General features: G+C 47.3%; 11 protein-coding genes and 1 tRNA gene. 2 read left to right on the forward strand and 10 right to left on the reverse strand.

Features of this window, described 5'->3' with window-relative positions:
- Positions 1-10: 10 nt before the first annotated feature.
- From bshB1 to KWJ01_RS20210, 8 genes are all read right to left on the reverse strand, one after another.
- Positions 11-739, reverse strand: a complete 729-nt coding sequence (gene bshB1 / locus KWJ01_RS20175; RefSeq protein WP_224998922.1) for a bacillithiol biosynthesis deacetylase BshB1 — start codon at positions 737-739, stop codon at positions 11-13.
- A gap of 4 nt (positions 740-743) precedes the next feature.
- Positions 744-1799, reverse strand: coding sequence for a peptidoglycan DD-metalloendopeptidase family protein (locus tag KWJ01_RS20180; protein ID WP_224998923.1), 1056 nt, complete (start codon positions 1797-1799; stop codon positions 744-746).
- Complete coding sequence (gene trxB / locus KWJ01_RS20185) at positions 1796-2743, reverse strand: thioredoxin-disulfide reductase (protein ID WP_224998924.1); 948 nt, start codon at positions 2741-2743, stop codon at positions 1796-1798. The genes KWJ01_RS20180 and trxB overlap by 4 nt, the downstream gene beginning before the upstream one ends.
- 119 nt (positions 2744-2862) lie before the next feature.
- Positions 2863-3726 (reverse strand): RNA polymerase sigma factor RpoD/SigA, encoded by an 864-nt coding sequence (locus KWJ01_RS20190; protein WP_061984322.1) that lies wholly within the window; start codon positions 3724-3726, stop codon positions 2863-2865.
- A 121-nt stretch (positions 3727-3847) separates the two neighbouring features.
- On the reverse strand, positions 3848-6094 hold the full coding sequence (pnp, locus tag KWJ01_RS20195) for a polyribonucleotide nucleotidyltransferase (RefSeq protein WP_224998925.1): 2247 nt from the start codon (positions 6092-6094) through the stop codon (positions 3848-3850).
- Between the two features lie 121 nt (positions 6095-6215).
- Positions 6216-6491, reverse strand: a complete 276-nt coding sequence (gene rpsO, locus KWJ01_RS20200; RefSeq protein ID WP_224998926.1) for a 30S ribosomal protein S15 — start codon at positions 6489-6491, stop codon at positions 6216-6218.
- Between the two features lie 81 nt (positions 6492-6572).
- Positions 6573-8282, reverse strand: a complete 1710-nt coding sequence (locus KWJ01_RS20205) for an LptF/LptG family permease (protein ID WP_224998927.1) — start codon at positions 8280-8282, stop codon at positions 6573-6575.
- A gap of 64 nt (positions 8283-8346) precedes the next feature.
- Entirely contained in the window at positions 8347-8751 is a 405-nt protein-coding gene (locus tag KWJ01_RS20210) for an START-like domain-containing protein (protein ID WP_224998928.1), read from the reverse strand.
- A 177-nt stretch (positions 8752-8928) separates the two neighbouring features.
- Between KWJ01_RS20210 and KWJ01_RS20215 the strand changes: the two genes are divergently transcribed.
- Positions 8929-9002 (forward strand) — tRNA-Met (locus KWJ01_RS20215).
- Positions 9003-9514: 512 nt separating this feature from the next.
- On the opposite strand, the gene KWJ01_RS20220 is transcribed toward KWJ01_RS20215, so the two are convergent.
- The gene (locus tag KWJ01_RS20220) at positions 9515-9739 is read right to left on the reverse strand and encodes a hypothetical protein (protein ID WP_224998929.1); all 225 of its coding nucleotides are present in this window, start codon (positions 9737-9739) and stop codon (positions 9515-9517) included.
- A 322-nt stretch (positions 9740-10061) separates the two neighbouring features.
- Complete coding sequence (locus tag KWJ01_RS20225; protein ID WP_224998930.1) at positions 10062-10406, reverse strand: gamma-glutamylcyclotransferase; 345 nt, start codon at positions 10404-10406, stop codon at positions 10062-10064.
- 43 nt (positions 10407-10449) lie between these two features.
- On the opposite strand from KWJ01_RS20225, the gene KWJ01_RS20230 reads away from it, so the two are divergent.
- Entirely contained in the window at positions 10450-12102 is a 1653-nt protein-coding gene (locus tag KWJ01_RS20230; protein ID WP_224998931.1) for an amidohydrolase, read from the forward strand.
- Positions 12103-12118 lie beyond the last annotated feature (16 nt).

Raw genomic sequence — 12118 nt, forward strand, 5'->3', positions numbered from 1 at the left:
TGGCTTGTTTTTATAAGAGACTATCAAGACTTTTCAAACCTATTTGCCGGGTTACGGTAAAGCCTTCTCCATAATCAACGCCGATAGACTGGCCAAACTCACGGGCACGTGCTTCAACAAACTTCCAGAACTTTTCTGATGAAATAAAGGTCTGCGGCTCATCCCTGTCTGTCTCCGGGTTATAGAATTGTGATCCGAAGGCCCTGATGGAAGCCAGCTTACGTTCCCAGTGCGCAGATATGTCAATCACCACATCGGGCTGTATATAATTGCTCTGAATAAAATGCAGCAGCAAACGGGGCCTCCACTCCTGCTGTATTTCATTGTTCAGGCTAGTTTCTACCTTGCGCAGGCCGGCAATAAAAAATGCCTCCTTTACCAGTGCAGCGGCACGTCCATGGTCGGGGTGGCGGTCTGTCACAGCATTGGTAATAACCATTTCGGGCCGGTACTGCCTGATTTTTTGCACTACCTGTAAAATATGAGCACGATCTATCTGAAAGAATCCATCGGCCATTTCCAGATTTTCGCGTACGCTAATGCCCAGCAATTTTGCAGAAGCTGCTGCTTCTTCTTTACGCAGTTCTGCTGTGCCCCTGGTGCCCAGCTCCCCGCGGGTAAGGTCTATAAACCCAACTTTTTTACCGGCAGCAATTTCTGCTGCTACAGTACCACTGCAACATAGTTCAGCATCGTCGGGATGTGCAGTTATTACTAAAAGATCAAGCTTTTGCATCATAACACTAATGTACTCTCAGGCGCTGCCCTACCCGAAGCAGGGAGCTTTTGCCCATTCTATTCATACGCCTTAGCTGGCTTACAGACACACCGTATTTTCTCGAAATACGCGACAGTGTATCGCCGGAACGTACCCTATGGTAAACAACCTTCTGGGTTTCTGCCAGGTAGGAGAAGTTTGCAGAGGATATCATAATTGTTTCACTCTTCAGCGCATTCCGGTTAAAATCGTAGACATCTCCCGGATTAAGCGCAGAACCCATGTACCTTGTTTCGAAGTGAAGGTGAGGACCGGAGCTGCGGCCAGTGCTACCACCCAGGCCAATTACCTGCCCGGCTTTTACTTCATCGCCAACGTTTAGAATCTGTTTGCTAAGATGCCCGTAGAGTGTTTCAAGCCCGTTTTTGTGCCGCACCACAATGTATAAGCCATAGCCGCTGGGGTCATTCTTCCTGATCCTCACAATACCATCGAAAACTGACCTGACCGAATCTCCGGTGTTAAGGCCAATATCAGTACCATAGTGCCAGCGTGGCGAGCGGTAGCCAAAGTTTGAAGTTACCCGGATGTTCTCCAGCGGTGGCGACCAGTTTTCTCCCGGCGGAACGTACAACACCAGTGATACCGTATCCTTGAATTTACGGGCATCTATGTTGTAGGGGTTAATATTACGGCTATCCCACACAGCATAGTACTCATGCAGGGTAAACCATTCTTTATTGATCATGATCTGCTCCGATATTTCCACAAGGTTGGCAGAATCTGCCTCTATGCCTGTGGTATCTTCAGCAACCAATGATAATTCTTTTTTTAGATCCTTTGGCTGAAATGCAGGCAGTGGTGTTTGCCGGGGCTCTGGTTTTGCAGCTGGCTGGAGCGAAACGCTGTCTGCCTGCTCCATGTCAAAAGCAACTGTATCCGGTTTAGCAATAATCATTTCAGGTTCACGTACCCTGAAAATGTCTCTCAACACGCCCTTTTTGCGCTTTTGCGCCTCAGCCTCATGCCACCCCAACAGGTTGATGAACAAGATCAGGAATACTAGTCCTATTTGCTTCACTCTGCTACTGCAATTTCTTTGCTTGCCAAAAAGCGCTCTGCATCCAGAGCTGCCATACAACCCGTTCCGGCAGCGGTTACTGCCTGGCGGTACACAAAATCCTGTGCATCGCCAGCGGCAAATACGCCTTCAATATTTGTTTTGCTGGTACCGGGAACGGTCAGGATATATCCGCTCTCGTTCATATCCAGGTAGCCTTTAAAAATATCTGTGTTTGGTTTATGACCTATGGCCACAAAGAAACCCTGTGCTTTGATTTCTCTTTCTTCACTGGTAAGAATATTTCTCACCCTTACGGATTCCACCTCATCCTCTCCTATGATATCCACAGTTTCGGAGTTCCACAGTACCTCTATATTCTGGGTGTTAAGCACACGCTGCTGCATAATGCGCGAGGCACGCATCTCATCGCGGCGTACCAGGAGGTACACTTTTTTGCAGAGCTTGCTAAGGTAGGTTGCTTCTTCGGCTGCAGTATCTCCACCACCCACAACAACAACCTCCTGATTACGGAAAAAGAAGCCATCACATACGGCACAGGCCGAAACACCACGTCCGTTCAGGCGTTGCTCGCTGGGAAGGCCAAGCCATTTTGCAGAAGCACCGGTACAGATAATTACTGACTCGGCTGTGATTTCATGCTTGTCATCTATGACTACTTTATGCGGGTAGCCACTAAAATCAACTTTGGTCGCCAGACCGGTGCGGACATCAGTGCCAAAACGCTCTGCCTGCTCCTGAAAATCAATCATCATCTGGGGGCCATTGATCCCCTTCGGATAACCGGGAAAGTTTTCAACATCGTTGGTAATGGTAAGCTGGCCACCAGGCTGATCTCCCATATAGATTACGGGTGTCATGCCGGCGCGGGCTGCATATATGGCGGCTGTATAGCCTGCCGGTCCTGATCCCAGAATTAATAGTTTTATATGTTCCTGTGTCATGGCTGAATACTATACCTTTAACTACTTTTGAAGGGCAAAATTATAGTAAATAAACAAAAAAAGGCCTCTGATGAGACCTTTTTAAACAAATTTTAATTTTTCGGGCCAGGCCTGCGAGATTAACCCAGGTATGGTTTTAATGCTTTGCTGCGGCTGGTGTGGCGCAGGCGGCGTATTGCTTTTTCCTTGATCTGACGCACACGCTCGCGGGTAAGGTTAAACTTCTCCCCTATTTCTTCCAGCGTCATGCTGTGCTCGCCATTAAGGCCAAAATAAAGGGCAATAACATCTGCCTCACGCTGAGTAAGCGTAGAAAGTGCACGCTGTACCTCACGACGAAGAGAATCATTCATCAGCTCCGCATCGGGAGTTTCTTCCATGTCATTCTCCAGTACATCGAGCAGGCTGTTTTCTTCACCCTGAACAAAGGGAGCATCCATAGATACGTGGCGGCCGGAGATACGCATGGTGTCTACTACCTCGTTGGTAGAAACTTCAAGGCTTTCGGCTAATTCTTCTGGTGATGGCTCACGCTCAAATTTTTGCTCCAGCTCAGAAAAAGTCTTGGAGATTTTATTCAGTGAGCCTACACGGTTGAGGGGAAGACGAACAATACGGGACTGTTCTGCCAGGGCCTGCAGAATAGACTGACGAATCCACCATACGGCATAAGAAATAAATTTAAAGCCACGGGTTTCGTCAAAGCGCTGAGCGGCCTTGATCAATCCAAGATTACCTTCGTTAATAAGGTCTCCTAAAGAAAGCCCCTGGTTCTGGTACTGCTTGGCAACGGAAACTACGAAACGCAGGTTGGCTTTGGTTAATTTCTCCAGGGCCATCTGGTCGCCTGAGCGAATACGTTTCGCAAGCTCCACTTCCTCATCGGGTGTCAGCAAGTCTACCTTACCGATCTCCTGCAGATACTTGTCCAGCGACTGGCTTTCGCGGTTGGTAATCTGTTTGCTGATCTTAAGCTGTCTCATTCAGTAAAGTCTGGTTTATAAGCTAAAATTTTATAAGCTGGTACTAGGTGCACTGTTTGGGTAACAGCAGGGGCCAAAGCTAAAGTTCCGGCCCCTGTTGTATTTACCTCTATATTTTTTTCTACCTGCGGTTGTTGCGGTCAGATCTGTCGTCGCGCCTGTCATCACGGCGATCGTTTCTGCCTTCGCCACGGTCAGATCTTCTCTCACTTCTTTCTCCTCCTCCTTCGCTAGCACCTTCAGCACGCTCCGGCTTGGGAAGCAACACTTTTCTGGAGAGGCGGTATTTTCCTGTTTTGCGATCAATTTCGATAAGCTTAACAGTAATTTCTTCACCTTGTTCTAAAACACCCTCCATATTTTCCAGGCGCTCCCATTTAATTTCAGAAATATGGAGCAGACCATCTTTGCCAGGCATGAATTCTACAAAGGCACCAAATGGCATGATAGATTTTACTTTGCCTTCGTACACGCTGCCAACTTCCGGAACGGCTGCAATATTGCTCACACGCATGCGTGCAGACTCTACAGACTCGCCATCTGAACCAAAGATGCTTACGTGTCCCATATCATCTTTTTCTTCGATGATGATGGTAGCACCGGTTTCGCGCTGGATCTCCTGGATTACTTTACCGCCTGGTCCGATTACGGCACCAATCATATCCTTAGGAATGGTGAGTACCACAAAGCGAGGCGCATGCTGCTTGAATTCAGCACGTGGCTGTGCAAGCGTTTCCTTCATCTTGTTCAGGATGTGCAGGCGTCCTTCTTTTGCCTGAAGCAGTGCTTCGCGCAATACATCAAACGAAAGACCATCTACCTTAATATCCATCTGGCAGGCAGTGATACCTTCGGCAGTACCGGTTACTTTGAAGTCCATATCACCTAAATGGTCTTCATCTCCCAGAATATCGCTAAGAATTGCATAACGACCGGTTTCGGCATCTGAGATCATACCCATGGCAATACCCGAAACAGGTGCCTTGATCTGCACACCGGCATCCATCAGGGCCAGTGCACCGGCACAAACGGTAGCCATAGAAGAAGAACCATTACTCTCCAGGATGTCAGATACAATACGGATGGTATATGGGTTCTGGTCGTGGGCCGGAATTACGGCTTTAAGCGCACGCAGGGCCAGGTTGCCATGGCCTACTTCGCGACGGCCGGGGCCGCGGTTTGGTTTTACCTCACCGGTAGAGAAACCCGGGAAGTTGTAGTGCAGAATAAATTTATGTGAACCTACCTGCATGGCACTGTCGATGAGCTGCTCATCCAGCTTGGTACCCAGCGTAACGGTAGTAAGCGACTGGGTTTCGCCACGGGTAAATAATGCTGAACCGTGAGCGGCTGGCAGATAGTCTACTTCTGACCAGATAGGGCGAATTTCGTTATACTGGCGGCCATCCACACGTTTTTTTGCATCAAGGGTAAAATCACGTGAGGCCTTCCAGTGCATTGCACTAAAGTAGCGGTTGGCTACAAATTTATTAACGGTATGATCTTCAGGCAGGCTGTTGAAATACTCGTCCTTAATAGCCTTATATTTTTCTTTACGATCGTTTTTATTGTCAGAGATATCTGCAATAGCGTCGTAAATGCGCTTGTAGTAGGTATCGAACAGGTACTGGCGCAGTTCAGGATCATTATCCTCGTGGTTATACTCACGCTTCTGGGTTTTGCCAGCTTCCTGCATAAGTTCTACCTGTACCTGGCATTGTTGCTTAATGGCACGGTGAGCGGTGGCAATAGCCTCCAGCATTTCGTCTTCAGAAACTTCTTTAGACTCACCCTCAACCATCAGGATGTTATCGATGGTACCGGCAACGATCAGGTCCAGCTGAGCCTCGTCACGCTGCTGTGTGGTTGGGTTAACAAGATATTGTCCATCGAGCTTAATTACCCGAACCTCTGAGATAGGTCCGTTGAAAGGAATATCTGAAACTGCCAGTGCAGCAGAAGCAGCTAGAGCAGCAAGGGCATCAGGAAGGGCTTCTTTATCTGCCGAGATCAGGCTGATGTTGATCTGGGTATCGGCATGGTAATCGTCGGGGAACATCGGGCGGATGGCACGGTCAACCAGGCGGCTGATCAGGATCTCATGATCTGAAAGTCTGCCTTCGCGCTTAAGAAAGCCACCAGGAATGCGGCCGGCTGATGCAAATTTTTCCTGATAGTCTACAGAAAGGGGAAGAAAATCCACTTCGGCTTTGGCTTCTTTGTTGGAAACCACTGTAGCCAGCAACATGGTATTCCCCATGCGCACAACAACGGCGCCATCGGCTTGGCGGGCAAGTTTTCCGGTTTCGATTGTTATCTCGCGTCCATCTTCGAGCCGAAAAGACTTGGTGATAATATTAGATTGCATAGAATTTGACAAAATGAACTATAAATAAAAAAACGACAGAAGCGTTTTTTGTTTGATAAAAAAGGGGGGAATAAAAATGAATAAAAGAGGGTAGCCAGCGGCCCCCTCTTTTATTAATTGCTTATTTACGAAGATTAAGTTCTGCGAGAATAGCTCTGTAACGCTCAATGTCACGATCATGAAGATAGTTCAGGAGTCTTCTGCGCTTACCTACCAGCTTGAGCAGACCCAGACGGGTGCTGAAATCATGCTTGTGCTGCTTGAGGTGTTCTGTTAAATGATTGATGCGGTAAGAAAACAGGGCGATTTGTGACTCAGCTGAACCAGTATCGCTTTTTGCTCTCAACCGACCATGATTTTCAAACAGCTCTTGTTTTTTCTCTGTTGTTAAATACATGCTTAGTCGAATAAAATAATTAATTGAAAAAAACCGGAGGCAAAGTTAGGCAAATTTGCATTAATTTACAAGTTGTGCTTTTTAGTTACGTGGCCAGCGAAAGGTTCTCTTTAAAGCATCGGTCCTGCGTACTTTTTCGCCGATAGCACCACGGAATCGGGCTATGATAACACTGTAGAAATCTGACTCGAACAAACGTGCGTCGTTACGGGCCTGGCGCAAAAAGAACAGACCAAAGGGCAGCAACAGCAAGTTGGCCGACCATATGCCTAGTTCCGGGCTCACGATCCCCTCACGTGCCCACTTATCGCCAAACATAGTCAGTACATAATACACGATAAAAAAGGCAATAGACACTATAACTGGCACACCCAGGCCACCCCGCTTGATGATGGCACCCAGTGGTGCACCAATCAGGAACATCACAAGGCAGGCAACAGCCTGTGCTATTTTCTTATGAATTTCGATCTGCCACTGGTAAATGCTGCGCTGCAGTTCATCAGCACGCCCTCCATATACCTCGTAGTTATTTTTAACATAGCGTAGCTGGCCCACTGCAGATCTGTAAGCTTCCAGCTCCTTAGGCTTGTTCAGGCTGGCTTCTACCGGGTTCAGCAGGCTGGTGTCGGCCAGGCTTGGTTCCAGGCTTGCTACCTTTTTTGACTTGCCGGTAGCGGCGTTCATGGTATATTCAGAACCGGACTCTTCCAGGGTCATTACCTGGCTCCTGGTCATGAGGTTTTCCCGGGTGTATGGCAGCCCTCCGGAAATAGGTCCTGTAGAAGCAGAGTCGCCATACATCTCCCTCATTTTTACACGGTTTAGAGAGTCTACTACTTTATACTGCTCCTTTAAGTTTTCAGGAACTGTAACCCGTGTTTTGTTAATATAGGGGTTATAGTTTTGAACATTACTGTAGATGGTATAGCGCGCTTCTATGATCTTGTTCTCCATGGAGTCAATATCAGCCGATAACTGGTTGACATTCTTCATGATCTTATTTTCTGCAAAGTAATCCTGCGGAGTCTGGCTCATGCCAAAGGATTCCATGCTGAATATAAGCCTGGACTTGCTGAATTCGTTGCGCATAAATTCGGCCGGTTTTCCATTAGGCGTAAAGCCAGCCTGTTCGGGCTTTGGTTCTGAGTAGTTGATGCCGTTGTACAGCTCAAACATCAGGTAGCGGTCGTTTCCGAAGGTATACATACGGCCGCTGTCTGCCAGAATAACATCTGTGTTACCCCTGCCCTTTGTATGGTCGTAGATGATAAGGCCTTTCAGAGATACCTCATCCGGGTATTTCTTATTGACTTTAATGCTGTAATTGGGAATTCCGTTATAGAAGGTGCCTTCCTGCAGGGAGAGGGATGGTTTGGTTTGCCTGATGTCGTAAAGCAGGCTGAAAGCCTTCAGGTTTACCTTGGGTACAATACGGTCGTTGTTATAAAAGGCAAAGACTGTAAGAAAGATTGTAAAAATGAAAATAGGAAGCAGGGTGCGTACCAGCGAAATACCAGAGCTTTTGATGGCTGTTAGCTCAAAATGTTCGCCCAGGTTACCAAAGGTCATCAAGCTGGAGAGCAACACCGCAAGTGGCAGCGCAAGGGTGGTCATGGTAACGCTGAAAAAGAACAGCAGCTCCACATATACCCAGGGCTCCAGCCCTTTTCCAACTATTTCATCGAAATACTTGAGAAGGGTCTGCATCAGAAGAATGAACACAACCACCAGAAAGGTGAGGATAAAGGGCCCCAGGAACGCCTTTAGTATAAGTTTGTCGAGTTTTTTCATAAGGGCTTCTCTGCAAAGAAACGCAAAAATGATGCAGAAAATTTATTGAGCCCCCGTTTTTTCCTTAGCCGCCTACTAATTCACGTAAGTTACCCACCAGACTTTCCCAAATCTCGCTTAGTTCATCGTCCCCGGTATCTTCTGATGAACAATCACGGATGCGCAGAAATGTGGAGTCGGTGAAATCATTTTTCTCAAGAAAGAACTCCAGGTAATCAGGATCGTCATCTCCGTTGTCGTGGCCATTCTCGGGCAGGTATTCAAAGCGGATGTACTGGTCTCGCCTGGTTGCGGCTATTTTAGCTTTGTGAATTTCACCGTCAACATGAAAAATAAAGTTTTTATCATAGTCGATGGTAACATTATCGGCAAACCACTGGGCCAGCCCCCCTGCCGTATTCAGATAGGGGTATAAAATCCGCAGTGAAGCATTGATTTCATATTCGTTTTCGAAACAACTTTTAGCCATAGAAGGAAAAAATGATTTGTTGGCTGCTATGTGAATTATTGGCTGCACATCAATATAGGAAGTTTTGTTTTGTAGTGCAACAAATATTTTCGTTCCAGTCGTTGGTAAAATAAATTCAGGCTTTATATATTTGCACTCCCAATCAGAAACCCACAAGGGAATTTGATTAAAACCTCTGGCGAGGTAGCTCAGTCGGTTAGAGCGCAGGATTCATAACCCTGAGGTCACGAGTTCAACTCTCGTCCTCGCTACTTTACAAGCCTTGTAACAAATTTTGTTGCAAGGCTTTTCTTTTTAAAGCCCATCATCAGTACAAGACTGCTGCATCTTCAGATAAAATACTGATACTCCAGGACGATATTTTTGACGGACAGAGAGCTTCTCATTTCTATTTCATTTCCGGAACGTTCACATTTTTTACATGCTCTGCACAGGGGCATTTCAAACAAGAATCTTCAAGCCCGGTTAATCAATTTTGTAAGGTTAATTTTTTAAACTTCAAACAACCCAGCACATGCAACAACCTAATAATGATAACAAGAATAAGAACGTTAAGAAGTCATATCAAACCGGATGTATCATTGCAGTTGTGGTATTAGTCATTATTATGGCCATCTACCTTTTTGGGTTTATAGGAGGTGCCTAGTGGTAGTACCTGTTCCAGATGCCTGAACCATCATTAGCTCTGTTACAGCCCTATTTATGTATTGCTGTTTAGGACAGGGCAGGCATCTTTAACCAAAAGGGCGTTTCTCTAACGCTACTATCTTTCGTAGTATTTGTAGTTGGTGAGCAGGTAGTTGGCAAGAGCTATGCTAAAGCAGGAAACAAAATAACGGCGTGCATTTCGCTGTTTTAGCGCACCTGTTAGCCAGGGAAGCAGCAAAGCGGGCACAAAAGGGGTTTCAAGCTGTCCGTGTACCCGAAATGGCACCAGCGGCCTTATCGCCAGTGGCTGATTTGTAAAGACATTGAGTGCTCCCTGCATAATGCCAAATGTGTAGCAAAGGCTTCTGGCTGTTCCTTTTAGTCGGAATAAACTGGGGCAAGCATCTGCAAGCTAAAAAAGCCATAATCGATAGCTCCGTGTGCCTTAGGTCCTATAGGTTTTATGCTCATACTTTATTGTTTTCACTGAAAAACCACGAAAAGCATTATGCGGGTTTGTTTGTAGGGCTGGCCAGAAAAGCACCGGCGAAATTATCATTAGCGTATCAGCTGTAGAGAAAAAAGGCACATCCCCTGTCGGGAACCCAGCCGTTTGATAGCAGCCACCTGTTATCAAAGAATAATGGATCTATGGACAGGCCCTACCCCTGCTTCCACCATGAAAGCCAGTCTCCACTTTCAATTCTGCTAAAACCTTTGGGACTTAGCTTATACACATAAATCCACACCCCTTCCTCCTCCAGGTATAGCCTGTCATAGCTTTCGCCCTCATAAGCATCCAGTTCAGGCCATATCGAATCAGGTAATTCCACTACATCGCCGATGATCTTCCCTGATTTGTCATTTACCGCCAGCGGGTACCAGCCGGCGCTGTACAGGGAGTACCCCCTAAGCCACACTCCCTCTTTTAATACCGCTGCCCCTTTTAGCAGGTGGTGTGATACGCCGCCTTTGCGCAGGGTTCCATAAACGAATAGTTGGTGCATCTGCCAAATCTGCCTTATCTTTCCCGCAAGTTCAACTCCATACATGAAAAAACTGTTTATTTCCCTGCTGCTCCTGCCCGGAGCTCTTTTTACTGCCTGCACCTCTGTGCCGGAAAGCCAACAGCCACAACACGTAGATTACATGCTCACCAATGGTACTATTTACACAGTAGATAGTAGCTTTTCCGTTAGCGAAGCCATGGCGGTTAGCAATGGTGTTATTGTTGGCACTGGCACCACACAGGATATCAGCAGCCGTTTTAGTACCGACAGCCTGGTAGATCTGAAGGGTCAGGTGGTTTATCCCGGCTTTATTGATGCACATTGTCATTTTTACCGCTACGGACTGGGCCTGCAGTGGGCCGACCTTACCGGCACCAGCTCCTGGGAAGAGGTGCTGCAAAGGCTGGAGGAGCAGCGTCGCCAATATCCCAATACCGACTGGCTGCTGGGGCGCGGTTGGGATCAGAACGACTGGCCTGTTAAGGAGTTTCCAACAAGGGCCGATCTGGACAGACTCTTTCCCAACGTGCCTGTGCTGATTACGCGTGTAGATGGCCATGCCGCACTTGCAAACAGTAAAGCCCTGGTACTTTCTGGTGTAACCGCTGCCTCTAAGGTAGAAGGCGGCAGAGTGGTACTGCAAAATGGCAACCCAACCGGTCTGCTCATTGATAATGCCGTTGACCTTGTAAGTACAAAAATACCGGCTCCAGACCTGCAGGAACAAACTACTGCCCTGCTGGAGGCGCAACGAAAAGTATTTGCAGTAGGCTTAACCACCGTAGATGATGCCGGTCTGGATCTTTCTACCGTTAATCTCATTGATTCCTTACAGGGAGCGGGATCTCTGCAAATCCGGATCTACGCCATGCTGAATCCTACGGAAGAAAACATGCTGCGCTTTTTTGAATCTGGCCCACTGAAAAAGGATCGGCTGCATGTGAGCTCTTTTAAAATTTACAGCGATGGTGCCCTGGGTAGCCGTGGTGCCCTGCTGCTGAATCCTTATTCGGACGATCCGCATAACCATGGTCTGCTCTTAAGCCAGCCTTTTTATTTCGAGGAGATGGCTAAAAAACTCCATGCCAATGGTTTTCAAATGAACACCCACTGTATTGGTGATTCTGCCAACCGCCTGGTGCTGGATACCTATGCAGGTGTACTGGGTGAGCATAATGACCGCCGCTGGCGCATTGAGCATGCCCAGGTAGTAACCCGCGAAGACCAGCAGAAATATAGTCGTTACAACATCATTCCATCTGTGCAGCCTACGCATGCCACCTCCGATATGTACTGGGCTGGCGAGCGGCTGGGCCAGGAACGTGAACGTACCGCTTATGCCTATCAGGATTTGCTGAAGCAGGCCGGTTTGCTCGCCCTGGGAAGCGACTTCCCCATTGAAGATATCAACCCCCTCTATGGCTTTTATGCTGCCGTTGCCCGCCAGGATGAAAAGAGCTGGCCCGAAGGAGGTTACCAGGCAGAAAACAAGTTAAGCCGTGAAGAGGCTTTGAAGGGCATGACCATTTGGGCTGCATATTCAAACTTTGAGGAGCAGGAAAAAGGCAGTCTGGAAGCTGGTAAGGTAGCAGACTTTGTAGTGCTCGAAAAAGATATTATGAAAATACCTGTTAGGGAAACCCGCGATACCAGGGTACTGCATACCATTGTTGGAGGTAAAAAAGTTTATTAGAACAAGTAGTTGTCTT

It is taken from the genome of Cesiribacter sp. SM1, from assembly GCF_020178975.1.
Classification (GTDB): Bacteria; Bacteroidota; Bacteroidia; order Cytophagales; family Cyclobacteriaceae; genus Cesiribacter.

Coding starts and splice junctions, on each gene's coding strand:
- bshB1 (WP_224998922.1), bottom strand. CDS start 739: ATGATGCAAAAGCTTGATCTTTTAGTAATAACTGCACATCCCGACGAT.
- trxB (WP_224998924.1), bottom strand. CDS start 2,743: ATGACACAGGAACATATAAAACTATTAATTCTGGGATCAGGACCGGCA.
- KWJ01_RS20190 (WP_061984322.1), bottom strand. CDS start 3,726: ATGAGACAGCTTAAGATCAGCAAACAGATTACCAACCGCGAAAGCCAG.
- pnp (WP_224998925.1), bottom strand. CDS start 6,094: ATGCAATCTAATATTATCACCAAGTCTTTTCGGCTCGAAGATGGACGC.
- rpsO (WP_224998926.1), bottom strand. CDS start 6,491: ATGTATTTAACAACAGAGAAAAAACAAGAGCTGTTTGAAAATCATGGT.
- KWJ01_RS20205 (WP_224998927.1), bottom strand. CDS start 8,282: ATGAAAAAACTCGACAAACTTATACTAAAGGCGTTCCTGGGGCCCTTT.
- KWJ01_RS20210 (WP_224998928.1), bottom strand. CDS start 8,751: ATGGCTAAAAGTTGTTTCGAAAACGAATATGAAATCAATGCTTCACTG.
- KWJ01_RS20220 (WP_224998929.1), bottom strand. CDS start 9,739: ATGCAGGGAGCACTCAATGTCTTTACAAATCAGCCACTGGCGATAAGG.
- KWJ01_RS20225 (WP_224998930.1), bottom strand. CDS start 10,406: ATGCACCAACTATTCGTTTATGGAACCCTGCGCAAAGGCGGCGTATCA.
- KWJ01_RS20230 (WP_224998931.1), top strand. CDS start 10,450: ATGAAAAAACTGTTTATTTCCCTGCTGCTCCTGCCCGGAGCTCTTTTT.